The sequence below is a fragment of the Pseudomonas sp. NPDC007930 genome (assembly GCF_042958985.1).
In the GTDB taxonomy this organism is placed as follows: Bacteria; Pseudomonadota; Gammaproteobacteria; order Pseudomonadales; family Pseudomonadaceae; genus Aquipseudomonas.
Genome location: NZ_JBIBKC010000002.1, coordinates 435,043 through 458,532 on the forward strand (window position 1 = coordinate 435,043; position 23,490 = coordinate 458,532).

Sequence of the window (23,490 nt, forward strand, 5' to 3'; positions counted from 1 at the left end):
GTGGGCCCCGCGCGCAACGCACGGGCCACGGGGCCTTTGGCGGCGACTTGAATAAATCAGTGCGCAGCCCACTCGATCTTCGACAGGTCAACCCCGTCCTGGTACATGTCCCACAGCGGCGACAGTTCGCGCAGCTTGGTCACGGCTTCGCGCACCTTGGCGGCGGCGTAGTCGATCTCTTCCTCGGTGCTGAAGCGGCCGAAGGCAAAGCGGATCGAGCTGTGCGCCAGTTCGTCGTTGCGGCCCAAGGCGCGCAGCACGTACGAAGGCTCGAGCGAAGCGGAGGTGCAGGCCGAACCCGAAGAGACCGCCAGGTCCTTGAGCGCCATGATCAGCGACTCGCCTTCGACGTAGTTGAAGCTCAGGTTCAGGTTGTGCGGCACGCGCTGGGTCAGGCTGCCGTTCACGTACAGTTCTTCGAGGTCGGCCACGTGGGCATAGAAGCGGTCAGCCAGCGCCTTGATGCGGGCGTTGTCGCTGGCCATTTCTTTCTTGGCGATTTCGAACGCTTCGCCCATGCCAACGATCTGGTGGGTCGGCAGGGTGCCGGAGCGCATGCCGCGCTCGTGGCCGCCACCGTGCATGGTCGCCTCGAGGCGCACCCGCGGCTTGCGGCTGACGTACAGCGCGCCGATGCCTTTGGGGCCGTAGATCTTGTGGGCGGAGAACGACATCAGGTCTACTTTCAGGTTCGCCAGGTCGATTTCGACCTTGCCGGCGGACTGCGCGCCGTCGACGTGCAGCAGCACGCCGCGCGAACGGGTGAGCTCGCCGATGGCGGCGATGTCGTTGATGGTGCCGATTTCGTTGTTCACGTGCATGATCGACACCAGGATGGTGTCTTCACGCAGGGCGGCTTCGATCATCGCCGGGGTGATCAGGCCATCTTCGCCAGGCTCGAGGTAGGTCACCTCGAAGCCTTCACGCTCCAATTGGCGGGCGGTGTCGAGCACGGCCTTGTGTTCGATCTTGCTGGTGATCAGGTGCTTGCCCTTGCCCGAATAGAAGTGCGCGACACCCTTGATGGCAAGGTTGTCGGATTCGGTGGCGCCGCTGGTCCAGACGATTTCGCGAGGGTCGGCGTTGACCAGGTCAGCGACCTGGCGGCGGGCGTTTTCAACGGCCTCTTCGGCCTTCCAGCCGAACACGTGCGAACGCGAGGCGGGGTTACCGAAGTTCCCGTCCAGGGTCAGGCACTCGACCATTTTCTGGGCGACACGCGGGTCGACCGGGGTGGTCGCGGAGTAATCGAGGTAAATCGGCAACTTCATTGAAAATCTCCTATCAGGCTCGCGCGCCGCTTCTTTGGGCGGTCAGTCGACGACGGACGTTTCTATTTTGTCGAGTTTATCCAGCATCGGCGTGCGCCCATTGCAACGGCGCAAGTCTTGACGCTGGGCCACTTCCTGGACCTCGCGACGCGTGACCAGGTCGGCCAAACTGATACCGCTCAGGAATTCGTGAATCTGCTGGCTCAAATCGCACCACAGGTGGTGGGTGAGGCATGTGTCCCCGGAATGGCAGTCGCCCATGCCCTGGCAGCGGGTGGCGTCGACCGATTCGTTGACCGCGTCGATCACCTGCGCCACTTGGATGCCTTGCATGTCACGCGACAACTGGTAGCCGCCGCCAGGGCCGCGAACGCTGGAAACCAGGTTGCTGCGGCGAAGCTTGGCGAACAGCTGCTCCAGGTAAGACAGCGAAATACCTTGGCGCTCGGAGATGTCGGCCAGCGAGACGGGCCCACGCTGTGCGTGCAATGCCAAGTCAAGCATGGCGGTCACGGCGTATCGGCCTTTGGTGGTCAGTCGCATGAGTCGTTACCACGGGTGAGCGGGTTGGGGATCACGATGCGCCAAGTATGCTATTCCCGAGTAAATGAGTCAACTATAAGACCCACTGATTTACTCGGGATTGGTCGCGAAATGGCGACGGATGATAGCACACTATTATTGCGCGGCTGGCGTTTCAGCCGTTGGCGGCCCGCTCGCCCTCTGCGCACTGACCTTTGACGCAATCGAAGTCTTCGTCGCGCAGCGGCGGGAGGTCTTTGGCGCAGTAGTCGCTGCCCATGCGCGTCATCGCCGCGCACATGCCTTCGAGGCGGCTGTCGACCGCGTGCAGGTGATCGAGCATCTGCCCGACCGCGCGGGCGACCGGGTCTGGCATGTCGCCGGCCACGCCGTAGGCGTCGAAGCCGATCTTCTCGGCCATGGCCTTGCGCTTGGCGTCCTGCTCGTTCAGCTCGGCCTCGCGGGTGATGATCTTCGCCGGGATACCCACCGCGGTCGCACCGGCCGGTACCGGCTTGGTCACCACTGCGTTGGAGCCGATCTTCGCCCCCTCGCCCACGGTGAACGGCCCCAGCACCTTGGCGCCAGCGCCCACCACCACGCCGTTTTCCAGGGTGGGGTGGCGCTTGCCGGCGTTCCAGCTGGTGCCGCCGAGGGTCACGCCCTGGTAAAGGGTGACGTCATCACCCAGCTCGGCGGTTTCGCCGATCACGATACCCATGCCGTGGTCGATGAAAAAACGCCGGCCAATCTTCGCCCCGGGGTGGATCTCGATGCCGGTCAGCCAGCGGCTGAAGTTCGACACCGAGCGCGCCAGCCACTTCCACTGGCCGCGCCACAGCGCGTGAGCCACCCGGTGCAGCCAGATGGCGTGCAGCCCCGGGTAGCAGGTAAGGACCTCGAAGGCATTGCGCGCGGCAGGGTCGCGGTGGAATACGCTCTGGATGTCTTCTCGCATGCGCTCGAACATTTATTGCTCCTTCCGCTTGTGAGGCTCGCCGCGTACCGCTTTACCGGTTTCGGTGAGGATGCCCCGCAAGATGCTCATTTCAGTGTGGTCCACGGCGCTGCGGGCAAACAGCCGGCGCAGCCGGGCCATCAGATGCCGGGGGTTGGCCGGGTCGAGAAAACCAATCTGGACCAGGGTCGCCTCCAGGTGCTTGTAGAACCCTTCCATTTCATCCATGGTCGCCAGCGCCGGCGCCTCGGCGGCCGTGCTGGCGCCGCCCGCGGCCTGGCCAGCGAGCCAGGCGGTACGCACCTCGTAGGCCAGCACCTGGACCGCGGCGGCGAGGTTCAGCGAGCTGAACTCCGGGTTCGACGGGATGTGCACGTGGTAATGACATCGCTGCAGCTCGTCGTTGGTCAGGCCGGCGTGCTCGCGGCCGAACACCAGCGCCACCTGCTGGCCCGTGGCGGCGGCCTCGACCGTTTTGCCACCGCACTCGCGGGGGTCGAGCATCGGCCACGGCAGGCTGCGGTCGCGGGCGCTGGTGCCGAGCACCAGCGAGCAGCCGACCAGGGCCTCTTCGAGGGTGGCGACCACCTGGGCGTTTGCGAGGAGGTCATCGGCCCCGGAGGCGCGCGCGCTGGCGTCGGCCGCCGGGAACTGCAGCGGGTCGACCAGGACCAGGTGCGCCAGGCCCATGTTTTTCATGGCGCGGGCAGCACCGCCAATGTTGCCGGGGTGGCTGGTATTGACCAGCACGACACGGATGTTCTGCAGCACGGTGGGAACGCTCTGGCTGTGCAAAAAGAGATAAATAGTACCGAACCGACGAAAACTACGCCACGGCACCCTCGCCGCTCTTTTTACCGCACAGGTTTCTGGTAGAATGCCCGGCTCTTTTTTCCAACGACCCAGGTGAACACATCCATGCAGCCCATGCTGAATATCGCGCTGCGCGCCGCCCGCAGCGCCAGTGAACTGATCTTCCGCTCCATCGAGCGCCTGGATACCATCAAGGTCGATGAAAAAGGTGCCAAGGACTACGTCAGCGAAGTCGACCGCGCCGCTGAGCAAACCATCGTCACCGCGCTGCGCAAGGCCTACCCGAACCACGGCATCCTCGGTGAGGAAACCGGCCTGCACGCCGGCTCCGGCGACGGCCAGGACTACCTCTGGGTGATCGACCCGCTCGACGGCACCACCAACTTTTTGCGCGGCATCCCGCACTTCGCGGTGAGCATTGCCTGCAAATACCGCGGCCGCCTCGAACACGCCGTGGTGCTCGACCCGGTTCGCCAGGAAGAATTCACCGCCAGCCGCGGCCAAGGCGCCCAGGTCAACGGCCGGCGCATGCGCGTGAGCTCGCGCACCAGCCTCGACGGCGCCCTGCTGGGCACCGGCTTCCCGTTCCGGGACAACCAGATGGACCACCTCGACAACTACCTGGGCATGTTCCGCAGCCTGGTCGGCCAGACCGCCGGCATCCGCCGCGCTGGCGCCGCCAGCCTCGACCTCGCCTACGTGGCCGCCGGCCGCTTCGACGCCTTCTGGGAGTCGGGCCTGTCGGAGTGGGACATGGCCGCGGGCGCCCTGCTGATCCAGGAAGCAGGCGGCCTGGTCAGCGACTTCACCGGTGGCCATGACTTCCTCGAGAAGGGCCATGTGGTCGCGGGCAACATCAAGTGCTTCAAGGCCGTATTGACCGCCATCCAGCCGCACCTGCCGCACTCGATCAAGCGCTAACCTGGCCACCCCTTCGCCCGGCACAACCGGAGTGCTGTTCACTTAAGCAATCAGAGCGCTAAATCGGGGTTAAAAAGCCCTGATTTCTTCAAATGGTTTTACGGAGCGCATGACCTGACTGGCCCTTCGCCCGGCACAGCCGGCCTCCCACTAGATTTGTGTAAGTACTTGATTTACGGTGCAACACAGAACTGGTGGGAGGCCGGCTATGCCGGGCGATGGGCCCCGAAGCTCATGCACAAAATCAGCAGAGCTCACAGATTGATCTCTTCCGTAAAGCCGTGAAATGGCCTAAGTGAACAGCATTACGGCGCAACCGGGCGAAGGAAGCAGCACACAAAAAAGCCGATACCCGCAACAGGTATCGGCTTTTTTCATGCCCAGGCTTCAAGCCGCGGTCATTTGACCACTTTCAGGCTCGGCTTGCCGGTCGGGCGCGGTGGTTGCGGCGGCTGCGGATCATCATCTTCGCCCTGCTCTTCCACCAGGGTTTCGTCTTCTTCCTCGAGCACCGGCTCCAGGTCGAAGACCATGCCCTGGCCATTCTCCCGCGCATACACGCCCATAATGGCGGTGATCGGCACATAGAGGCTGTAGGCGTTACCACCAAAGCTACCCTCGAAGCTGACCGCTTCGTTGTCCATGTGCAGGTGGCGCACGGCGGTGGGCGAGACGTTCAACACGATCTGGCCATCGCTGGCATAGCCTGGGGGGATCTGCACGGCCTTGTGCTCGGCATTGACCAGCATGTGCGGCGTGCAGTCGTTATCGACGATCCACTCGTAGAGGGCGCGAACCAGATAGGGGCGGCTGGAATTCATAAAGGCTCCTTGGAAAACTAGCGCATTTCTCGCTCAGCGGCGCTGAGGCTGGCCTGGAAGGCCTCGCGAGCGAACTGGCGATCCATGTAATCGAGCAACGGCTTGGCCGCACGGGGCAACTCCACCCCCATCACGGGCAAACGCCAGAGAATCGGCAGCAAACAGCAATCGACCAGGCTGAATTCTTCGCTCAGGAAGAACGGCTTGTCGGCGAACAGTGGCGACACACCCGCCAGGCTTTCGCGCAGCTCTTTACGCGCCTGATCCCGGGGCGCCTGGGCACCACGGGGGTCGAGCAGGCGGTCGACCAGCGAGCACCAGTCGCGCTGGATACGGTGCATCAACAGGCGGCTATTGGCCCTGGCCACAGGGTAGACCGGCAACAACGGCGGGTGCGGGTATCGTTCTTCGAGATACTCCATGACCACCGAAGGCTCGAACAGCGCCAGGTCACGGTCTACCAACGTAGGCACCCCACCATAGGGGTTGGCCTCCATCAATGCCGCCGGCTGGCGGCCCGGCACGATGTCGATGATTTGCGCGCCGACCTGCTTCTCGGCAAGCACAATGCGCACGCGGTGAGAATAATGGTCGGCGGGGTCGGAGTAACAGGCTAACCGATTGGTCACGCCCATAGAGCCCTCCTCCGGACTGAACGATAGGCACGCGCGCCAGCGCGCGCGAAAGGCCGAATATTACACTATTTGGCCATGCCATTGGGCGGCAAAGCGGCCCACCAGGGCGCTGCCGGAAAACAAAAAACCCGGCCGAGGCCGGGTTTTTTGCTGGACTGCAAACGAATTAACGCTTGGAGTACTGAGGACGCTTACGCGCTTTGCGCAGGCCGACCTTCTTACGCTCGACTTCGCGGGAGTCGCGAGTCACGAAGCCTGCGTCGCGCAGAGGCTTGCGCAGGGATTCGTCGTAGGCCATCAGGGCGCGGGTGATACCGTGGCGGATTGCACCGGCCTGGCCGCTTACACCACCGCCAACGACGGTAACGTAGATGTCGAATTTCTCGACGTTTGCGGTCAGCTCCAGCGGCTGGCGAACGACCATTCGAGCGGTCTCACGACCGAAGAATACGTCCAGCGAGCGGTTGTTGATGGAGATGTTGCCAGTGCCCGGACGCAGGAAAACGCGTGCGGTTGCGGTCTTGCGACGGCCAGTGCCGTAATTTTGAGTCGCCGACATAGTGAACTATTCCGTCAAATCTTCAGTTCTTGGGGCTGCTGAGCGCTGTGCGGGTGGTTGGCACCGGCATAGACCTTCAGCTTACGGTACATGTCGCGACCCAGCGGGTTCTTAGGCAGCATGCCTTTGACCGCGGTTTCGATAACACGCTCAGGGGCCTTGTCGATCAACTTCTCGAAGTTGATTTCCTTGATACCGCCCGGGAAACCGGAGTGAGAGTAGTACATTTTGTCGGAAGACTTGGCACCGGTCACACGGATCTGCTCGGCGTTGATAACGACGATGTAGTCGCCGGTGTCAACGTGAGGGGTGTACTCGGGCTTGTGCTTGCCACGCAGGCGAGACGCGATTTCGGTAGCCAAACGACCCAGGGTCTGGCCAGCGGCGTCGACGACGAACCAGTCGCGCTTTACTGTTTCCGGTTTAGCAGTAAAAGTTTTCATGCTTTATAGCCTCAGGGGCCGCCCTGCAAAAATAGACGGCGGAGCTTACTGAATAGTGCTTGCTTTGACAAGTCAAAGGCAGCCGGAGACAGACGCACTTGGGGGCTCGGGTCGTAGCGTCGATATTCGGCCGTGTCTTCCGGGGGGCGCATCACTTCCACCCAGAAAGAGCGCGCTGATTATCCAGATTTTCAGCCGGATTACAAGCCCGCATTCGGCGAGTGGACAAACGCCGCCAAACATAAGACGATTTGGCCGTTTCGTGACCACTATCACCTACAAGAAAACCACGATGCTCATAAATACTCCGGCCCTTCAGCGGGTCTGTATCCTGGCCACCGACAAGGTGTTCGCCTCTACCCTGATGCAAGCCAAGGATTTCTTCCACCTGGCCAGCCTGCGCCACGGCCTGCAGCTTGAGCAGGGCCCGGTGCCCTCCTTCGAAACCCGCCTGGTCAGCCCCTGTGGCGGCGCGGTGAACACCTTCAGCGAGGTGAGCCTGAACGTCGACGGCCCGCTGGCCGATGCCGACGTGATCCTGCTGCCGGCCTTCTGGGAAAGCTTCGAGGTGCTGCTCGCGCGCTACCCGCAGGTGGTGCCTTGGCTGCAGGCCCAGCACGCCCGTGGCGCAGTGCTGTGCGGCGAGGCCAGCGGGGTGTTCTGGCTGGCCGAGGCGGGCCTGCTCGATGGCTGCGAGGCCACCACCTACTGGCGCTTTTTCGAGACCTTCAGCCAGCGCTTCCCCCAGGTGCAGCTCAACCCCGACAAACACCTGACCGACGCTGGCAATGTGTACTGCACCGCCGGCGCGACCTCCGCCAGCGACCTGTACATTCATTTGATCGAGCGCTTTTGCGGCCTGCGGGTGGCCCAGGGCGTGGCCCGCGACATCCTCTTCGAGGTGCAGCGCAATTATTCGCCGGGGCGCATCGGCTTCGGCGGGCAAAAGCTGCACCAGGACCCCGCCATCCTGCAGATCCAGCAATGGCTTGAGGATCACTTCGCCGAGAAATTCCGCTTCGAGGACATCGCCCGCGACCACGGCATGAGCATCCGCAACTTCATGCGCCGCTTCCACGCCGCCACCGGCGACAAACCCTTGCATTACCTGCAGCGGCTGCGCATCGAAACCGCCCGCGGGCTGCTGGCAACCACCCGGCGCAGTGTGAAGGCGATCAGTTATGAGGTGGGGTACGACGACGCGAGCTTCTTCGCCCGGCTGTTCCGCCAGCACACCGGGGTGACCCCCAATGCCTACCGGCAGCAGCGGTTGCCGGCTGCGGCGGCCTGAGGCCACCGCACAGTGGGCCCGGGAGGGCCCGCATGCTTCCAGCTTCAAGCGTCCAAGGGGTTCGTGCAGCGCCCGCTTGCCGCTTGCCACTCACTACGGCTTGTGCGCCCGCGACAGAAACTCGTGGCTCTGCATCTCGAGCAACCGGCTCAGGGTGCGCTGGAACTCGAAGTTCAGCCGCCCACCGGAGTACAGGTCTTTGAGTTCGACCTCGGCGGAGATGATCAGCTTCACGTTGCGGTCGTAGAACTCGTCGACCATGTTGATGAAGCGCCGGGCGATGTCGTCAGTGGTCACGCTCATCTGCTCGACCTTGCTCAGCAACACCGTGTTGTAGATTTTGCCCAGCTCGATGTAGTCGTTCTGGCTGCGCGGCCCGTCGCAGAGCGCGCGGAACTCGAACCAGGCAACGTCGTCGCAGGTGCGCAGCGCCTGGATCTCACGCTTCTCGATCATCAGCACATCGTGCTCGATGACCTTCTTCGAATCGTTGGTCAGCGCCCGGAAGCTCTCGCGCATGCTCTGCTCGGCGGCTTCGTTGAGCGGGAAGTGGAACAGCTCGGCCTGCTCGAGGTGGCGCAGGCGGTAGTCCACGCCGCTGTCGACGTTCACCACTTCGGTGTTTTCCTTGATCATCGCGATCGCCGGCAAAAAGCGCGCGCGCTGCAGGCCGTCTTTGTACAGGCCATCAGGGACGATGTTGGACGTCGCGACCAGGGTCACGCCGTGCTTGAACATCTCTTCCATCAAGGTACCGAGGATCATCGCGTCGGTGATGTCGGACACAAAGAACTCATCGAAGCAGATCACCCGGGATTCAGCGGCAAAACGCTTGGCGATCACCGTGAGGGGGTTTTTCTCGCCCTTGAGGGTTTTCATTTCCTCGTGCACGCGCTTCATGAAGCGGTGAAAATGCGTACGGGTTTTTTCCTGGAACGGCAGCGCGTCGAAGAAGGTGTCGACCAGGTAGGTTTTGCCGCGGCCTACGCCGCCCCAGAAGTACAGCCCCTTGACCGGCGCGGGGTCTTTCTTGCCGAACAGCTTGCCGAACACGCCGCCTTTCGAAGGCTGCGCCGCGACCAGGTCGTCGTATAGGCGCTGCAGGTGGCGCACTGCTTGCTCTTGCGCCGCGTCATGGAAAAAGTCAGGGCGCTTCAGGTCAGCTTGATATCGTTCTAGGGGGGTCATATTCATCAGCAGGGCAACCAAACCGGGCCGTCACTTTAGCGACGGGCCCGGTTTAGCGCAATCGCGCCTGCGGCGATTCGTCGCTTTCAGGCGGCCGGTTGCAGGGCCTGGCGCACGGCTTCGAGGGCATTGTCGCGGGCCTGGGCATCGGCGAACGCCGGGCTGGTGGCCACTTCTTCGCCATCAAGCCACAGGCCAAAGGCATTGCCTTCGCCGCGCAGGTCCAGCGCATCGCCTTGCTGCAGGCGCTTGCTCACCGCGCCGGCGGCCTTGCCGTCGGCGAAGCTGCGCGACAGCAGCAACTGCTCACCGTCGGCGCTGAGCAGGCGGAAGCGGAAGCTGCCATCGTCGTCACGGAAACTGACGAACCGCGCGGCCTTGGCGGCCTTTTTCTTCTCGCCGCTGGCCGCCGGGCCCTGGGCCTTGAACGAGCGCAGGCCGACCGCCTGGCGCAGTTGGTCGAGGAACGGCGTGGCGGTTTTGCGCGCCTTGGCGGCGCCGGCCAGGAGGATGTCTTCGAGCTCGTCGGGGCGCGCGATCAGCTGCTGGTAGCGCTCGCGGCCCTCACCCAGCTCGCCGTCGAGCAGCTCGAACAGCCGCTGCTTGGCCTCGCCCCAGCCCAGGCCATCGACCAGCTCGGCGCGGAAGGCCTCGGTTTGCCCAGGGTTGGCGAAGGCCGAGTAGAGGGTGAACAGGTGCGACGCGCCTGGGTCTTTGGCTTCGCCTGGCAGCCGCGAGTCGGTAACGATGCGCGCCACGGCCTCTTTGAGGGCCTTGGCGGTGCCGTACAGCGGGATGGTGTTGTCGTAGCTTTTGGACATCTTGCGCCCGTCCAGCCCGGGCAGGGTCGACACGCTTTCTTCGATCAGCGCCTCGGGCAGCACGAAGAAGTCCTTGCCGTTGCCGAACAGGTGGTTGAAGCGCGCGGCGATGTCGCGGGCCATTTCCACGTGCTGGATCTGGTCGCGGCCTACTGGGATCTTCTTCGCGTTGAACATCAGGATGTCGGCGGCCATCAGCACCGGGTAGCTGTACAGCCCCATGGTGATGCCGGCGTCGGGCTCTTCGCCCTGCTCGAGGTTTTTGTCGACCGAGGCCTTGTAGGCGTGGGCGCGGTTGAGCAGGCCCTTGGCCGCCACGCAGGTGAGCAGCCAGGTCAGCTCGGGGATCTCGGGGATGTCTGACTGCCGGTAGAAGGTCACCCGCTCAGGGTCGAGCCCGGCGGCCAGCCAGGTGGCGGCGATCTCCTGGCGCGAGCGCATGATACGCACGGGGTCGTCGCACTTGATCAGCGCGTGGTAGTCGGCCAGGAAGTAGAACGAGTCGGCGCCGCTTTCACGGCTGGCGACGATGGCCGGGCGGATGGCGCCAGCGTAGTTGCCCAGGTGGGGCGTGCCGGTGGTGGTGATGCCGGTAAGAATGCGCGTGCTCATGGTTACTCTTGTATTCAGGCGGTCAGGCGCGGCAGGACCAGATCCTTCAGGTCGGTCAGCTTGCCGTGAAAGAAGTGGCCGCATTCTGCCACTTTCAGCAGTTCGTGGGGGCGCGAAAGCGCGGCGGACCAGGCATAAACCAAGGCTGGGTCGACCACTTCGTCGTTTTCCGGCTGGATCACGGTCATCGGTACCGCTTCCGGCAACGGGTGCTCGGCGGCCAGGCGCATCACCGCTGGGGCGCACATGAACAGGTGCTTGAGCGGCGCGCCGGCGCGCTCCAGGCGCCCCGCCAGGCTGGCCGCGACAAAGCCGCCAAAGGAAAACCCGAGCAGGGTGATCGGCAGGCCGGGGTGCTTGATGCGCAGCCAGTTGGCGGCGGCCTGGGCGTCGTCGACCTCGCCACTGCCCATGTCGTGGCTGCCGGCGCTGCTGCCGGTGCCGCGGTAATTGAAACGAAGCGTTACCAAACCGCTGTCGCGCGCGGTGCGCTGCAGGGTAGAAACCACTTTATTGAGCATGTTGCCGCCCTGCACCGGGTTGGGGTGGCACAGCAGGGCCACACCATGGGCGCCGGGGTTTTCCAGATACAGTGCCTCGAGCTGGCCCAGCGGGCCGTCGAGCATCAAGGGGGTTTCGCGGATAAGCAAGGATGAACTCCGTGACCCTGCACCGGGTCGACTCGTCTAGCTGTTGGATTCTGCCTGGCATATCTGCCAACCTATTCCGGCCCCCGCCGTGTACAGCACGGGCGCAAGCCGTTAACGTAATGCAAAGCCGTTTATAGAGGAAGGACTCGTGGAACTCTCGCTCTTAGTTTGGTTGCTGCCAACCCTGGCCCTGGTGGTCGGCGTTGTCGTGGGTTTTCTCGTCGCCCGCCTCGCCCCCAATGCCGTTCCCAGCAGCACACAACGGCAACTCGACGACATCCAGGAAAAATTCGACAGCTACCAGCACGAGGTGGTCACCCACTTCAACAGCACCGCGATCCTGGTCAAGAAGCTCACCCAGAGCTACCAGGAAGTGCAGGAACACCTCGCCGACGGCGCCAACCGCCTGGCCATGGACGACCTCACCCGCCAACGCCTGCTGGCCGCGCTGCACCCCGATGCGCCACAAACCGCCCGCGAGCGCATCACCCCGCCGCACAGCGACGAAGCGCCGAAAGACTACGCGCCCAAAGCGCCTGACTCTCCCGGCATGCTCGATGAGCAGTATGGGTTGAAGCGCAAGTAAGGCAGTACCGCGGTCATGAAAAAGCCCCGGCTCTTGAGAGCCGGGGCTTTTTTTGTGACCAGGCTTGAGGGCCTGCTTGAGCCTTACACCGCCCCGCGCTGGCGCAGCAGGTCAAGCACCGCCTTGACGCCTTCGTCGACGCTCAGCGCCTGGGTGTCGATCACCAGGTCGGCCTTTTGCGGCACATCGTACGGGAAAGACTCGCCCGGGATGTTGTCCTGGCCGGCCGCGTACAGCCCTTGTGGGTCGCGTTGCGAGCAAATCGCGGGCGAGGCCTGCACGTACACGGTAATCACCCGCTCAGGGCCGATCAGCGCCTTGGCCTGCTCACGGCCTTCGGCATCCGGCGCGACGAAGGCGGCCAGGGTGATCATCCCGGCTTCGTTGAACTGCCGGGCCACGTGCGCGGCACGCCGCCAGTTCTCGGTACGCCCGGCGCGGTCCTGCGGCAGGCCCTTGTTCAGGTCGTGGCGCAGGTTTTGCCCGTCCAACACATAGACCGCGCGGCCCATGTCGAACAGCTTGCGCTCCAGCGCGTAGGCCAGGGTGCTCTTGCCCGCGCCCGAGAGCCCGGTGAACAGCACGGTGGCCGGCTGCTGGCCAAAGCGCAGGGCACGTTCGGCGGTGCTCACGTGGGCACCCTTGCCATGCCCGGCGGCGCTGCCGTGCGGGGTCACCGGCGGGGCGATGATCATGCCGGCGCCCACGGTGCCGTTGGTCAAGCGGTCGATCACCACGAAGGCGCCGGTGGTGCGGTTGCTGTCGTAACCGTCCAGCGCGATGGCGGTGTCGAGGCTGACCTTGACCCGGCCGATCTCGTTGAGCTTGAGCTGGCTGGCCTGGCCCTTCTCGAGGGTGTTCACGTCTACCGTGTGAACGATGCTCGGCAGCGAGCCCGGCACGTAGCTGGTAGCGCGCTTGATGTCGTATTTCTTGCCCGGCAGCATCGGTTCTTCGGCCATCCACACCAGCATGGCTTCGAACTGGTCGGTCACCGGCGGTACGTTGTCGGCGTGTACTAGCAGGTCGCCACGGGAGATGTCGATCTCGTCTTCCATGGTCAGGGTCACGGCTTGGCCAGGGCCAGCCTGTTCCAGTTCGCCTTCGAAGGTGACGATCGATTTGACCCGGCTGCTCTTGCCCGACGGCAGCACCACCACTTCATCGCCCTTGCACACCACGCCGCTGGCCAGGGTGCCGGCGAAGCCGCGGAAGTTCAGGTTGGGGCGGTTCACGTACTGCACCGGGAAGCGCAGGTCGGTCAGGTTGCGGTCGGCGGCGACCTCGACGGTTTCGAGGATTTCCATCAACGCCGGGCCTTCGTACCACGGCGAACGCTCGCTGCGGTTGACCACGTTGTCGCCCTTGAGCGCCGACATCGGCACGAAGTGCAGGCTGCTCGGCACCAGGCCAATGGCATCGGCGAACTTCAGGTAGTCGGCCTTGATGGCCTCGAACACACCCTGGTCGAAGTCCTTGAGGTCCATCTTGTTGATGGCCACGACGATGTGCTTGATGCCCAGCAGCGAGGCAATGTAGCTGTGCCGGCGGGTTTGGGTCTGCACGCCGTAACGGGCATCGACGAGAATGATCGCCAGGTCGCAGGTGGACGCGCCAGTGGCCATGTTGCGGGTGTACTGCTCATGGCCGGGGGTGTCGGCGATGATGAACTTGCGCTTGGCGGTAGAGAAGTAGCGATAGGCCACATCGATGGTGATGCCCTGCTCGCGCTCGGCCTGCAGGCCATCGACCAGCAGCGCCAGGTCAACTTCCTCGCCGGTGGTGCCGACTTTTTTCGAGTCGCGGGTAATGGCCTCGAGGTGGTCCTCGTAGATCATCTTCGAGTCGTGCAGCAGGCGCCCGATCAGGGTGCTCTTGCCGTCGTCGACGTTACCGCAGGTGAGAAAGCGCAGCAGTTCTTTGCGTTCGTGCTGGGCCAGATAAGCGAGGATGTCTTCGCTGATGAGATCAGACTGATGGCTCATGGTATTGCAAGCTCCAAGCTGCAAGCGTCAAGCGAAAAGCAAGTCCGCGGCAACTAATCAGAAATCGTTTTGATCAACCCGTGGAGCATTTTGGAAAGCTCACGGGTTTCAGTTATCCATTGGTGGGAAAGCCCTTCGGGTACATAGCCAAGCTCCATCCCAATCATCATCTGGGTACGCAGCTCGCCACAGGCCCCCTTGGCAATCCACAAGAACCTCGCCTTGTCTTTACCTGTTCGGCGCTCCAGCCCTTCAGCAATGTTCGAGGGGATTGAGACCTCTGCCCGGCTCATTTGCGCCCTGAACCCTGAGTCGCGGCAGTGCCTGAGTTCCAACGCCACCGCGACTGCCAAAGACTTGCTTCTACGCCAAACCACCAGGTTCTCGAAATTCATCACAGCCTCCGTCCATGAGGGCCGCGCAAACCGCGGCAAGCGAAGCCGGCAACTCTAGCGCAGAGCTTGCGGCTTCCCACTTGCCACTTGTTACTAAAGCTTTAGAAGTAGCCCTGGCGTTTTTTGTCTTCCATCGAGCCGGTGGCGTCGTGGTCGATGACCCGCCCCTGGCGCTCGGAGGTCCGCGTGAGCAGCATTTCCTGGATGATGTCGGTCAGGGTCTCGGCTTCGGATTCCACCGCGCCCGTCAACGGGTAGCAGCCCAAGGTGCGGAAACGCACTTTCTTGGTGAAAATCCGCGCTTTTTCTTCGTCGCTCAGGTGCTCGAGGATGCGATCGTCGTCGATCATCAGCAAGGTGCCGTTCTTCTCGATGACTGGGCGCTCGGCCGCGAAGTACAGCGGCACGATCGGGATGCCTTCGAGGTAGATGTACTGCCAGATGTCCAGCTCGGTCCAGTTCGACAGCGGGAACACGCGGATCGATTCGCCCTTGTTCACCTTGCCGTTGTAGATGTTCCACAGCTCGGGGCGCTGGTTTTTCGGGTCCCAGCGGTGCTTGCTGTCACGGAACGAGTACACCCGCTCCTTGGCCCGCGACTTCTCTTCGTCGCGGCGCGCGCCACCGAAGGCGGCGTCGAAGCCGTATTTGTCCAGCGCCTGCTTGAGGCCCTGGGTTTTCATGATGTCGGTGTGCTTGGCGCTACCGTGAGTGAAGGGGTTGACGTCTTGCTCAACGCCTTCCGGGTTGATGTGCACCAGCAGGTCGAGATTCATGTCCTTGACCATCTGGTCACGGAACTTGTACATCTCCTGGAATTTCCAGCGGGTATCGACGTGCAGGACCGGGAACGGCAGTTTGCCCGGAAAGAACGCCTTGCGCGCCAGATGCAGCATCACGGCCGAATCCTTGCCGATCGAATACAGCATCACGGGGTTGTCGAACTCAGCGGCCACCTCACGAATGATGTGGATACTTTCCGCCTCCAACTGTTTCAGGTGCGTCAGTTTGTCGACCATGGCTACTCACGGTAAAAGCTTTGTATTTTGGACGGCCCGCGGGGCCGTGTTCGAGCCGCGCACTGTAGCACAGCGGCTGTTTATATAGAGGCCGCCCCTTAGACCAGAACGGCATTAGCATATGACTGCTGGTTTTTTCCGTCAGACCGGATTGGGGATGTCGATGAACTGGTGCTCCACCGCAAAGCGCCTCGCCAGGTACTCGCCCAGGGCCTGCACGCCGTAGCGTTCAGTGGCGTGGTGGCCGGCGGCGATAAACGCCACGCCGTTCTCGCGGGCGCTGTGGAAGGTCTGCTCGGAGGCCTCGCCGGTGATGAACAGGTCGACCCCGGCGGCGATCGCCTGGTCGATGTAGCCCTGCCCGCCGCCCGTGCACCAGCCCACCCGGCGGATCACCCGGTCGCTGCCAACCAGCAGCGGCGTACGCCCCAGCACCTGCTCTACCCGCGCAGCGAACGCCGCCGCGCTGACTGGCTCGGCCAGAGCGCCAAGCAGGCCGACCACCTTGGGGTTGGCCGGGTCGAGCGGGCCTTCGACGTCAATGCCCAGTTGCAGCGCCAACTGCACGTTATTGCCCACCTCCGGGTGCACGTCGAGCGGCAGGTGGTAGGCCACCAGGCTGATGTCGTGCTTGAGCAGCGCCTTCAGGCGGCGCTGCTTCATGCCGGTGATGCAGGGGTTTTCGCCCTTCCAGAAGTAGCCATGGTGCACCAGCAGCAGGTCGGCGCGGGCCTCGATGGCGGCGTCTACCAGGGCCTGGCTGGCGGTCACGCCACTGACGATGCGGCCCACCTGCGGCCGGCCTTCAACCTGCAGGCCGTTGGGGCAGTAGTCGTGGATTTTCCCGGCGCTGAGGTAGCGGTCGGCTTCCTCGATCAGGGTGGTCAGTGCAACAGCCATGTTTGTCTCCCGAAAAGGCCAGCCAGAGCGCGCAAAGCGCCCGTATAATGCTGCCCATTATGCGGCGTGCAGCCCAGCCTGCAAGCCGCCCTACCCACCCCTCGGAACCCATCAATGTTCAAGGCATTGCGTTATTTCGGCTGGCCGCTTTTAACCGGCGTGCTCATTGCGTTGCTGATCATCCAGCGCTTCCCCGAATGGGTGGGCTTGCCCAGCCAGGACGTAAACCTTCAGCAGGCCCCGCAAACCGCCACGGTGGTCGCGGGGCCGGTGTCCTACGCCGACGCGGTGGCCAAGGCCGCCCCGGCGGTGGCCAACCTGTACACCACCAAGCAGGTCAACAAGGCCGCCCACCCACTGTTCGAAGACCCGCAATTCCGGCGCTTTTTTGGTGACAACATGCCGCGCCAGCGCCGCTGGGAATCCAGCCTGGGTTCGGCGGTGATCATGAGCCCGGAGGGCTACCTGCTCACCAACAACCACGTCACCTCCGGCGCCGAGCAGATCGTGGTAGCGCTCAAGGACGGCCGCGAAACCCTCGCCCGGGTGATCGGCAGCGACCCGGAAACAGACCTCGCCGTGCTGAAGATCGACCTGAAAAACCTCCCCGCGATCACCATCGGCAGCTCTGACAGCATTCACATCGGCGACGTCGCCCTGGCCATCGGCAACCCCTTTGGCGTCGGCCAAACGGTGACCATGGGCATCATCAGCGCCACCGGGCGCAACCAGTTGGGCCTGAACACCTACGAAGACTTCATCCAGACCGACGCGGCGATCAACCCGGGTAACTCGGGCGGCGCGCTGGTCGATGCCAACGGCAACCTGACCGGGATCAACACGGCGATCTTCTCCAAATCCGGTGGCTCGCAGGGCATCGGCTTCGCCATCCCGACCAAGCTGGCGCTGGAGGTGATGAAATCGATCATCGAACACGGCCAGGTGATCCGCGGCTGGCTGGGCATCGAGGTGCAACCGATGACGCCGGACCTGGCGCAGTCGTTCGGCCTGAAAGACCAGCCAGGCATCGTGGTGTCGGGGATTTTCAAGGACGGCCCGGCGCAAAAGGCCGGCTTGCAGCAGGGCGACGTGATCGTTGCGATCAACGGCGAAGCCGCCGCCGACGGGCGCAAGTCGATGAACCAGGTGGCGCGCACCCACCCAGGGGAACGCATTGGCATCGACGTGGTGCGCAATGGCAAGCCGCTGAAGCTGACGGCTGAAGTGGGCATTCGCCCGCCGCCGGCGCCCGTGGCGAACCCTGAGGAAAACTAACCGCGGGGTTGAGGGCCCTCCCACACTTCCCCTGGGGGAAGGCCCTCACGCCGATCACAACGCGGCGATCAACGCCTGGTTCTGCTCTGGCGTACCCACGCTGATGCGCAGGAACTGGGCAATCCGCTGCTGCTTGAAGTGCCGCACGATCACGCCCTTCTCCCGCAGCTTCGCGGCAATTTGCGCGGCATCCTGCTCTGGGTGGCGGGCGAAGATGAAGTTCGCCGCCGACGGCAGCACCTCGAACCCGCGCTCACGCAGTTGCGCGACCAGGGTTTCGCGGCTGGCGATCACCGCCTGGCGGCCTTGTTCGAACCAGGCCACATCCTTGAACGCGGCGGCCGCGCCGGCTTCGGCAACGCGGTCGATCGGGTAGGAGTTGAAGCTGTTCTTCACCCGCTCCAGGGCCTCGATCAGGTCGGGGTGGCCGACCGCCAGGCCTACCCGCAGCCCGGCCAGCGCGCGGGACTTGGACAGGGTCTGGGTGACCAACAGGTTCGGGTAGCGGTCGACCAGGGCAATCGCGGTTGCGCCGCCAAAGTCGATGTAGGCTTCATCCACCACCACCACGGAATCCGGGCTTTGCGCGGCCAGTTGCTCGACCGCCTCGAGCGGCAGCAGGCAGCCGGTGGGCGCGTTCGGGTTGGGGAAGATGATCCCGCCATTGGCGCGGGCGTAGTCCTGCACGCGGATCTGGAAGTGCTCATCCAGCGGCACCGGCTCAAAGTCAATGCCGTACAGGCCGCAGTACACCGGGTAGAAGCTGTAGCTGATGTCTGGGAACAGCAATGGCGCTTCGTGCTGGAACAGGCCGTGGAAGATGTGCGCCAGCACTTCGTCCGAGCCATTGCCGACGAACACTTGCTGCGGGCGCACACCGTAGTACTCGGCCACCGCCTGCTTGAGCCGGTCGCTGTTCGGGTCTGGGTACAGGCGCAGGTCGTCGTTCAGTTGTTCACGCATGGCCTGCAGCGCCAGCGGGGACGGCCCGTAGGGGTGCTCGTTGGTGTTGAGCTTGACCAGGTTGGTCAGTTTCGGTTGTTCACCCGGCACATACGGCACCAGGTTCTGCACGAAGGGGCTCCAGAATTTGCTCACCGGTTACTCTCCCTGGCCTTGGATACGGAATTCGGCGCTGCGCGCGTGGGCGCTCAGCGATTCGCCACGGGCCAGCACCGAGGCGGTTTTACCCAGCTCCGAGGCACCGGCTTCGGAGCAGAAGATGATCGACGAACGCTTCTGGAAGTCATACACCCCCAGCGGCGAGGAGAACCGCGCGGTGCCGGAGGTCGGCAGCACGTGGTTGGGGCCGGCGCAGTAGTCGCCCAGCGCCTCGCTGGTGTGGCGGCCCATGAAGATCGCGCCAGCGTGGCGGATGCTCGGCAGCCAGGCTTGTGGGTCTGCCACGGACAACTCCAGGTGTTCGGGGGCGATGCGGTTGGCCACCTCGATGGCCTGGGCCATGTCACGTACCTGGATCAACGCGCCGCGGCCTTCGATCGAGGTGCGGATGATCTCGGCGCGCTCCATGGTCGGCAGCAGCTTGGCGATGCTCTCGGCCACCCGCTCGAGGAAGGCCGCGTCCGGGCTGACCAGGATCGCCTGGGCGTCCTCGTCGTGCTCGGCCTGGGAGAACAAATCCATGGCGATCCAGTCCGGGTCGGTGCCGCCATCGCAGACCACGAGGATTTCCGAGGGGCCGGCGATCATGTCGATGCCAACCTGGCCAAACACATGGCGCTTGGCCGTGGCCACATAGATGTTGCCGGGCCCGACCACCTTGTCGACCTGCGGCACGCTTTCGGTGCCATAGGCCAGGGCGGCCACGGCCTGGGCGCCGCCGATGGTGAACACACGGTCAACACCGGCGATGCAGGCGGCGGCCAGTACCAGTTCGTTCACCTCGCCACGCGGCGTAGGCACCACCATCACCACCTCGCCCACCCCCGCGACCTTGGCGGGAATGGCGTTCATCAGCACCGACGAAGGGTACGAGGCCTTGCCGCCGGGTACGTACAGGCCGGCGCGGTCCAGCGGGGTCACCTTCTGCCCCAGCACCGTGCCGTCGGCCTCGGTGTAGGTCCAGGAGTCCTGTTTTTGCTTCTCGTGGTAGCTGCGCACGCGGCTGGCGGCGGTTTCCAGCGCCTGCCGCTGGGCCGGGGTGATGCGCTCCAGTGCCTGTTCCAGGCGTGCGCGCGGCAGGATCAGCTCGGCCATGGAGGTAGCCTGGACCCCATCGAAACGCTCGGTGAACTCCACCAACGCCGCATCGCCACGCTCGCGCACGGCCTGGATGATGTCGAGCACGCGCTGGTTGACCGCACCGTCGGAGACGCTTTCCCAGCTCAGCAGATGGTCCAGATGCTTGGCGAAATCCGGATCAAGGGCGTCGAGTCGGCGAATGGCGATTGGTGCGGTCATGGCTTGCCTCTATTTGGCGGTTGCACGGGAAAACTAATCTATCAGCCCATCGGCGCCAGAGTCGGGAATTTTGCCTATGGCGCGGATAGGGCAGTGCGGCGGGCGCCGCACGGGGGAAGGGTCAGTCGCGGTGTCGCGACTCTACCGCGATACGCAGGGTGTCGATCAGCGCCTGGATGCGCGCGTGCTGCATTTTCATCGAGGCCTTGTTCACCACCAGGCGCGAGCTGATGGTTGCGATCAGCTCCTGGGGCTCGAGGCCGTTGGCACGCAGCGTGTTGCCGGTGTCGACCACGTCGATGATCTTGTCGGCCAGGCCGACCAGCGGCGCCAGCTCCATCGAGCCGTACAGCTTGATGATGTCGACCTGGCGGCCCTGCTCGGCATAGTAGCGCTTGGCTACGTTGACGAACTTGGTGGCCACTCGCAGGCGGCCCTTGGGCGCGGGGGCACCAATGGCGCCGGCGGTCATCAGCTTGCAGCGGGCGATTTTCAGGTCCAGCGGCTCGTACAGGCCCTGGCCGCCGTACTCCATGAGCACGTCTTTGCCGGCAACGCCGAGGTCGGCGGCGCCGTGTTCGACGTAGGTAGGCACGTCGGTGGCACGCACAATCAACAGGCGCACGTCATCCTGGGTGGTCGGGATGATCAGCTTGCGGCTTTTGTCCGGATTCTCGGTCGGCACGATCCCGGCATCCGCCAGCAGCGGCAGGGTGTCGTCGAGAATGCGGCCCTTGGACAACGCGATGGTCAGCATGGGAAAAGCGAAACCCTTATTCAATGGGCCGGGCACGCGCCCGGCCCGATCATACTAGCCCGGAACGCGGCGAATTTTCGCGCCCAGCATCTGCAGCTTCTCTTCGATGCACTCGTAACCACGGTCGATGTGGTAGATGCGGTCGATCAGGGTGTCGCCCTCGGCCACCAGCGCCGCCAGCACCAGGCTGGCCGAAGCGCGCAGGTCCGTGGCCATCACTGGGGCGCCCTTCAGCGAAGAAACGCCGGTGACTACCGCGGTGTTGCCTTCGACCAGGATGTGCGCGCCCATGCGCAGCAGCTCGTACACGTGCATGAAGCGGTTTTCGAAGACGGTCTCGATCACCGCGCCGGTGCCCTCGGCCACGGTGTTCAGCGAGATGAACTGGGCCTGCATGTCCGTAGGGAACGCCGGGTACGGCGCCGTGCGCAGGTTGACCGCGCGCGGGCGCTTGCCCTTCATGTCGAGCTCGATCCAGTCTTCACCGGAGGTGATGGTGGCGCCGGCTTCCTTGAGCTTCTCGAGTACCGCTTCGAGAATGGTCGGGTCGGTGTCCTTGAGCTTGACCCGGCCGCCGGTGATGGCGGCCGCGACCAGGTAGGTACCGGTCTCGATACGGTCAGGCATCACCTTGAAGTTGGCCGAGTGCAGGCGCTCGACGCCATCGATGGTGATGGTGTCGGTGCCGGCGCCCTGGACCTTGCCGCCCATGGCATTGATGAAGTTGGCCAGGTCGACCACTTCCGGCTCGCGGGCGGCGTTCTGCAGCACCGTGCGGCCATTGGCCAGCGCAGCAGCCATCATGATGTTCTCGGTGCCGGTCACGCTGACCACATCGAAGAAGAAGTGCGCGCCACGCAGGCCGCCTTCAGGGGCCTTGGCCTTGATGTAGCCGCCTTCGACGTCGATTTTCGCGCCCATCGCCTCGAGGCCGCGGATGTGCAGGTCTACCGGGCGCGAGCCGATGGCGCAGCCACCGGGCAGGGCCACTTCGGCCTCGCCGAAGCGCGCGACCATCGGGCCGAGCACCAGGATCGAGGCGCGCATGGTCTTGACCAGTTCATACGGCGCGACCAGCGTCTTGATGGTGCGCGGGTCGATTTCGACGGCGAGTTTTTCGTTGATGACCGGCTCGATGCCCATGCGCCCGAACAGCTCGATCATGGTGGTGATGTCGTGCAGGTGCGGCAGGTTGGAAACGGTCACCGGGGCATCGGCGAGCAGGGTCGCGGCGAGGATCGGCAAGGCGGAGTTCTTCGCCCCGGAAATGCGGATTTCGCCGTCGAGGCGGGCGCCGCCGGTAATGATCAGTTTGTCCATAACGGTCTCGTGTTCAGGCGCGCTGCGCCCAGGCGGCGCGGCTGAAGAATTTCATGGTCACGGCATGAATGCTGCCGTCGGCGATCCAGGGATTGAGGTGGGCGTAGATCTGTTGCTGACGTTTGACCGGGCTCAGCGCGGCCAGCTCGTCGCTGATCACGTTCAACTGGAAGTTGCAGCCTTCACCTTCGACTTCAACCTGGACCTGATCGAGCTTTCCTTCAAGAAAGCTTTTCACTTCTGTGGCCTGCATGCTCAACCTCAATCGGCGCCCTGTGCGCACGGGCCGGCCATCATACAAAAAAAGCCCGCCGCCTGCGAATCCCGTGTAAACGGGCCGGACGGAGGGCACCTTTGAACCGCCGCCGCGCTCAGGCGCTGTGCAACAGCTCGGAAATACCGCACACCTCGGCGATCTGGCACACCTCGGCCGGGATCGCCCGCACCTGCAGGGCCTTGCCCGCCGCCTGGGCGTCGCGGGTGAACGCCAGCAGCAGCGACACCGCCACGCTGCTGGCCTTCTCGACCCTGGCGCAATCGACGATCACCACCGGCTGCGCGCAACCGGCCACCAGCTTGCGCCCCTGCTCGCGCAGGGCGGCGCCGCTGCGGTAGTCGAGCACGCCCGCCAGGGCCAGGCCATCGGCGGTTTGTTCAACGCTGGCTAGGCTCACTGCGCGCCACCCTGGGGGGCGGCGGCGTCGGTTTCCTGCTTGGCCTTGGCGACTTCGCCGGCCCAGCCGTCGATGGTTTTGTCGAGGTCGTTGCCGTTGCGCTGCATGGCGTCGGCGAACTGGTCACGGAACAGTTTGCCGATGTTGATGCCGTTGACGATCACGTTACGCACCTTCCATTCGCCGTTGACCTTCTCCAGGGTGTAGGCCACCGGGTACACTGCGCCATTGTTGCCCTTGACCTGCATGCCAACGCTGGTGCGGTCGCCGCTTTCGTCCTTGGGCGGGTCTACGGTGATGCCCTGGTTGTTGTACTCCAGCAGCGCATTGCCGTAGAACTGGATCAGGCTGCGCTTGAAGTTCTCCTGGAAGCGAGTCATTTGCTCCGGGGTGGCCTTGCGCGAGTACTTCACGGTCATGATGCTGCGGGAAATGCCGTCGGCATCGACCACCGGCCCGACGATGCGGTTGAGCGCGTCGTAGAAGGCGTTGGGGTTGCTGCGGTATTGCTCGCGGTTGGCGTTCAGGTCGCTGAGCAGCTCGGTGGTGGTGCCCTGCACCAGGTCATGCGCCGAGGTGCCGGCAGCGGCGTTGGCCAGCAGCGGCAAAGCCGCCAGCAGCGCCAGGCAAGTGCTTCGCAGGAACGACATCAT

26 protein-coding genes are annotated in these 23,490 nt (G+C 63.9%); 4 read left to right on the forward strand and 22 right to left on the reverse strand.

Features of this window, described 5'->3' with window-relative positions:
- Positions 1 to 56: 56 nt before the first annotated feature.
- The 4 genes from ACFZCE_RS06470 to trmJ form a co-directional block, all read right to left on the reverse strand.
- Entirely contained in the window at positions 57 to 1,271 is a 1,215-nt protein-coding gene (locus tag ACFZCE_RS06470; protein ID WP_390937138.1) for an IscS subfamily cysteine desulfurase, read from the reverse strand.
- 42 nt (positions 1,272 to 1,313) lie between these two features.
- Positions 1,314 to 1,814: a Fe-S cluster assembly transcriptional regulator IscR gene (gene iscR / locus ACFZCE_RS06475; protein ID WP_390937139.1), complete on the reverse strand. Its 501-nt coding sequence runs from the start codon at positions 1,812 to 1,814 to the stop codon at positions 1,314 to 1,316.
- Positions 1,815 to 1,968: 154 nt separating this feature from the next.
- On the reverse strand, positions 1,969 to 2,763 hold the full coding sequence (gene cysE, locus ACFZCE_RS06480) for a serine O-acetyltransferase (RefSeq protein ID WP_390937140.1): 795 nt from the start codon (positions 2,761 to 2,763) through the stop codon (positions 1,969 to 1,971).
- On the reverse strand, positions 2,764 to 3,522 hold the full coding sequence (gene trmJ / locus ACFZCE_RS06485) for a tRNA (cytosine(32)/uridine(32)-2'-O)-methyltransferase TrmJ (RefSeq protein ID WP_390937143.1): 759 nt from the start codon (positions 3,520 to 3,522) through the stop codon (positions 2,764 to 2,766). It lies immediately after the preceding gene.
- A gap of 147 nt (positions 3,523 to 3,669) precedes the next feature.
- Here trmJ and suhB point away from each other — a divergent pair, with 147 nt between their 5' ends.
- A complete protein-coding gene (suhB, locus tag ACFZCE_RS06490) occupies positions 3,670 to 4,485 on the forward strand; it encodes an inositol-phosphate phosphatase (protein ID WP_390937145.1) in 816 nt (271 codons plus the stop codon).
- A 398-nt stretch (positions 4,486 to 4,883) separates the two neighbouring features.
- Here suhB and ACFZCE_RS06495 read toward each other — a convergent pair whose 3' ends face one another.
- The 4 genes from ACFZCE_RS06495 to rplM all read right to left on the reverse strand — a co-directional run bounded on the left by ACFZCE_RS06495 (position 4,884) and on the right by rplM (position 6,943).
- A complete protein-coding gene (locus ACFZCE_RS06495) occupies positions 4,884 to 5,306 on the reverse strand; it encodes a ClpXP protease specificity-enhancing factor (RefSeq protein ID WP_390937147.1) in 423 nt (140 codons plus the stop codon).
- A 17-nt stretch (positions 5,307 to 5,323) separates the two neighbouring features.
- Positions 5,324 to 5,941 (reverse strand): glutathione S-transferase N-terminal domain-containing protein, encoded by a 618-nt coding sequence (locus tag ACFZCE_RS06500; protein WP_390937149.1) that lies wholly within the window; start codon positions 5,939 to 5,941, stop codon positions 5,324 to 5,326.
- A gap of 166 nt (positions 5,942 to 6,107) precedes the next feature.
- Positions 6,108 to 6,500 carry a 30S ribosomal protein S9 gene (gene rpsI / locus ACFZCE_RS06505; protein ID WP_390937151.1) on the reverse strand — a complete coding sequence of 131 codons (393 nt, stop codon included), beginning with the start codon at positions 6,498 to 6,500 and terminating at the stop codon, positions 6,108 to 6,110.
- 14 nt (positions 6,501 to 6,514) lie between these two features.
- The gene (gene rplM, locus ACFZCE_RS06510) at positions 6,515 to 6,943 is read right to left on the reverse strand and encodes a 50S ribosomal protein L13 (protein ID WP_390937153.1); all 429 of its coding nucleotides are present in this window, start codon (positions 6,941 to 6,943) and stop codon (positions 6,515 to 6,517) included.
- Positions 6,944 to 7,235: 292 nt separating this feature from the next.
- Here rplM and ACFZCE_RS06515 point away from each other — a divergent pair, with 292 nt between their 5' ends.
- Entirely contained in the window at positions 7,236 to 8,234 is a 999-nt protein-coding gene (locus tag ACFZCE_RS06515) for a helix-turn-helix domain-containing protein (RefSeq protein WP_390937155.1), read from the forward strand.
- A 93-nt stretch (positions 8,235 to 8,327) separates the two neighbouring features.
- On the opposite strand, the gene zapE is transcribed toward ACFZCE_RS06515, so the two are convergent.
- The 3 genes from zapE to ACFZCE_RS06530 form a co-directional block, all read right to left on the reverse strand.
- Positions 8,328 to 9,422 (reverse strand): cell division protein ZapE, encoded by a 1,095-nt coding sequence (gene zapE, locus ACFZCE_RS06520; RefSeq protein WP_390937505.1) that lies wholly within the window; start codon positions 9,420 to 9,422, stop codon positions 8,328 to 8,330.
- Positions 9,423 to 9,508: 86 nt separating this feature from the next.
- Positions 9,509 to 10,855, reverse strand: a complete 1,347-nt coding sequence (locus ACFZCE_RS06525) for a tryptophan--tRNA ligase (RefSeq protein WP_390937157.1) — start codon at positions 10,853 to 10,855, stop codon at positions 9,509 to 9,511.
- A gap of 14 nt (positions 10,856 to 10,869) precedes the next feature.
- Positions 10,870 to 11,505, reverse strand: coding sequence for an alpha/beta fold hydrolase (locus ACFZCE_RS06530; protein WP_390937159.1), 636 nt, complete (start codon positions 11,503 to 11,505; stop codon positions 10,870 to 10,872).
- A 148-nt stretch (positions 11,506 to 11,653) separates the two neighbouring features.
- Here ACFZCE_RS06530 and ACFZCE_RS06535 point away from each other — a divergent pair, with 148 nt between their 5' ends.
- Positions 11,654 to 12,091, forward strand: a complete 438-nt coding sequence (locus ACFZCE_RS06535; protein ID WP_390937161.1) for a ZapG family protein — start codon at positions 11,654 to 11,656, stop codon at positions 12,089 to 12,091.
- Between the two features lie 83 nt (positions 12,092 to 12,174).
- On the opposite strand, the gene cysN is transcribed toward ACFZCE_RS06535, so the two are convergent.
- The 4 genes from cysN to ACFZCE_RS06555 all read right to left on the reverse strand — a co-directional run bounded on the left by cysN (position 12,175) and on the right by ACFZCE_RS06555 (position 16,390).
- Complete coding sequence (gene cysN, locus ACFZCE_RS06540; RefSeq protein WP_390937163.1) at positions 12,175 to 14,076, reverse strand: sulfate adenylyltransferase subunit CysN; 1,902 nt, start codon at positions 14,074 to 14,076, stop codon at positions 12,175 to 12,177.
- Positions 14,077 to 14,129: 53 nt separating this feature from the next.
- On the reverse strand, positions 14,130 to 14,471 hold the full coding sequence (locus tag ACFZCE_RS06545; protein WP_390937164.1) for a four helix bundle protein: 342 nt from the start codon (positions 14,469 to 14,471) through the stop codon (positions 14,130 to 14,132).
- Positions 14,472 to 14,572: 101 nt separating this feature from the next.
- The gene (gene cysD, locus ACFZCE_RS06550; protein ID WP_390937166.1) at positions 14,573 to 15,490 is read right to left on the reverse strand and encodes a sulfate adenylyltransferase subunit CysD; all 918 of its coding nucleotides are present in this window, start codon (positions 15,488 to 15,490) and stop codon (positions 14,573 to 14,575) included.
- A gap of 141 nt (positions 15,491 to 15,631) precedes the next feature.
- A complete protein-coding gene (locus tag ACFZCE_RS06555) occupies positions 15,632 to 16,390 on the reverse strand; it encodes a Nif3-like dinuclear metal center hexameric protein (protein ID WP_390937168.1) in 759 nt (252 codons plus the stop codon).
- Between the two features lie 114 nt (positions 16,391 to 16,504).
- On the opposite strand from ACFZCE_RS06555, the gene algW reads away from it, so the two are divergent.
- Positions 16,505 to 17,665: a Do family serine endopeptidase AlgW gene (algW, locus tag ACFZCE_RS06560; protein ID WP_390937170.1), complete on the forward strand. Its 1,161-nt coding sequence runs from the start codon at positions 16,505 to 16,507 to the stop codon at positions 17,663 to 17,665.
- A gap of 54 nt (positions 17,666 to 17,719) precedes the next feature.
- Here the strand turns inward: algW and hisC are convergent, their stop codons facing one another.
- From hisC to ACFZCE_RS06595, 7 genes are all read right to left on the reverse strand, one after another.
- On the reverse strand, positions 17,720 to 18,763 hold the full coding sequence (gene hisC, locus ACFZCE_RS06565) for a histidinol-phosphate transaminase (RefSeq protein WP_390937172.1): 1,044 nt from the start codon (positions 18,761 to 18,763) through the stop codon (positions 17,720 to 17,722).
- A gap of 3 nt (positions 18,764 to 18,766) precedes the next feature.
- The gene (gene hisD / locus ACFZCE_RS06570; protein ID WP_390937174.1) at positions 18,767 to 20,086 is read right to left on the reverse strand and encodes a histidinol dehydrogenase; all 1,320 of its coding nucleotides are present in this window, start codon (positions 20,084 to 20,086) and stop codon (positions 18,767 to 18,769) included.
- Between the two features lie 121 nt (positions 20,087 to 20,207).
- A complete protein-coding gene (hisG, locus tag ACFZCE_RS06575; protein WP_390937176.1) occupies positions 20,208 to 20,843 on the reverse strand; it encodes an ATP phosphoribosyltransferase in 636 nt (211 codons plus the stop codon).
- A gap of 54 nt (positions 20,844 to 20,897) precedes the next feature.
- Positions 20,898 to 22,163: a UDP-N-acetylglucosamine 1-carboxyvinyltransferase gene (murA, locus tag ACFZCE_RS06580; RefSeq protein ID WP_390937178.1), complete on the reverse strand. Its 1,266-nt coding sequence runs from the start codon at positions 22,161 to 22,163 to the stop codon at positions 20,898 to 20,900.
- Positions 22,164 to 22,176: 13 nt separating this feature from the next.
- Positions 22,177 to 22,416 carry a BolA/IbaG family iron-sulfur metabolism protein gene (locus ACFZCE_RS06585; protein WP_390937180.1) on the reverse strand — a complete coding sequence of 80 codons (240 nt, stop codon included), beginning with the start codon at positions 22,414 to 22,416 and terminating at the stop codon, positions 22,177 to 22,179.
- A 118-nt stretch (positions 22,417 to 22,534) separates the two neighbouring features.
- Positions 22,535 to 22,837, reverse strand: a complete 303-nt coding sequence (locus tag ACFZCE_RS06590) for an STAS domain-containing protein (protein ID WP_390937182.1) — start codon at positions 22,835 to 22,837, stop codon at positions 22,535 to 22,537.
- The gene (locus ACFZCE_RS06595; RefSeq protein ID WP_390937183.1) at positions 22,834 to 23,490 is read right to left on the reverse strand and encodes an ABC transporter substrate-binding protein; all 657 of its coding nucleotides are present in this window, start codon (positions 23,488 to 23,490) and stop codon (positions 22,834 to 22,836) included. The genes ACFZCE_RS06590 and ACFZCE_RS06595 overlap by 4 nt, the downstream gene beginning before the upstream one ends.

Bases quoted from the DNA above. Each gene is read 5' to 3' on its own strand.
- cysD (WP_390937166.1), bottom strand. From the start codon at position 15,490: ATGGTCGACAAACTGACGCACCTGAAACAGTTGGAGGCGGAAAGTATC.
- cysN (WP_390937163.1), bottom strand. From the start codon at position 14,076: ATGAGCCATCAGTCTGATCTCATCAGCGAAGACATCCTCGCTTATCTG.
- algW (WP_390937170.1), top strand. From the start codon at position 16,505: ATGTTCAAGGCATTGCGTTATTTCGGCTGGCCGCTTTTAACCGGCGTG.
- rplM (WP_390937153.1), bottom strand. From the start codon at position 6,943: ATGAAAACTTTTACTGCTAAACCGGAAACAGTAAAGCGCGACTGGTTC.
- iscR (WP_390937139.1), bottom strand. From the start codon at position 1,814: ATGCGACTGACCACCAAAGGCCGATACGCCGTGACCGCCATGCTTGAC.
- rpsI (WP_390937151.1), bottom strand. From the start codon at position 6,500: ATGTCGGCGACTCAAAATTACGGCACTGGCCGTCGCAAGACCGCAACC.
- ACFZCE_RS06555 (WP_390937168.1), bottom strand. From the start codon at position 16,390: ATGGCTGTTGCACTGACCACCCTGATCGAGGAAGCCGACCGCTACCTC.
- ACFZCE_RS06545 (WP_390937164.1), bottom strand. From the start codon at position 14,471: ATGAATTTCGAGAACCTGGTGGTTTGGCGTAGAAGCAAGTCTTTGGCA.
- ACFZCE_RS06585 (WP_390937180.1), bottom strand. From the start codon at position 22,416: ATGCAGGCCACAGAAGTGAAAAGCTTTCTTGAAGGAAAGCTCGATCAG.
- ACFZCE_RS06525 (WP_390937157.1), bottom strand. From the start codon at position 10,855: ATGAGCACGCGCATTCTTACCGGCATCACCACCACCGGCACGCCCCAC.
- ACFZCE_RS06515 (WP_390937155.1), top strand. From the start codon at position 7,236: ATGCTCATAAATACTCCGGCCCTTCAGCGGGTCTGTATCCTGGCCACC.
- ACFZCE_RS06500 (WP_390937149.1), bottom strand. From the start codon at position 5,941: ATGGGCGTGACCAATCGGTTAGCCTGTTACTCCGACCCCGCCGACCAT.
- hisD (WP_390937174.1), bottom strand. From the start codon at position 20,086: ATGACCGCACCAATCGCCATTCGCCGACTCGACGCCCTTGATCCGGAT.
- cysE (WP_390937140.1), bottom strand. From the start codon at position 2,763: ATGTTCGAGCGCATGCGAGAAGACATCCAGAGCGTATTCCACCGCGAC.
- zapE (WP_390937505.1), bottom strand. From the start codon at position 9,422: ATGACCCCCCTAGAACGATATCAAGCTGACCTGAAGCGCCCTGACTTT.
- ACFZCE_RS06595 (WP_390937183.1), bottom strand. From the start codon at position 23,490: ATGATGTCGTTCCTGCGAAGCACTTGCCTGGCGCTGCTGGCGGCTTTG.
- ACFZCE_RS06495 (WP_390937147.1), bottom strand. From the start codon at position 5,306: ATGAATTCCAGCCGCCCCTATCTGGTTCGCGCCCTCTACGAGTGGATC.
- hisG (WP_390937176.1), bottom strand. From the start codon at position 20,843: ATGCTGACCATCGCGTTGTCCAAGGGCCGCATTCTCGACGACACCCTG.
- murA (WP_390937178.1), bottom strand. From the start codon at position 22,163: ATGGACAAACTGATCATTACCGGCGGCGCCCGCCTCGACGGCGAAATC.
- suhB (WP_390937145.1), top strand. From the start codon at position 3,670: ATGCAGCCCATGCTGAATATCGCGCTGCGCGCCGCCCGCAGCGCCAGT.
- ACFZCE_RS06470 (WP_390937138.1), bottom strand. From the start codon at position 1,271: ATGAAGTTGCCGATTTACCTCGATTACTCCGCGACCACCCCGGTCGAC.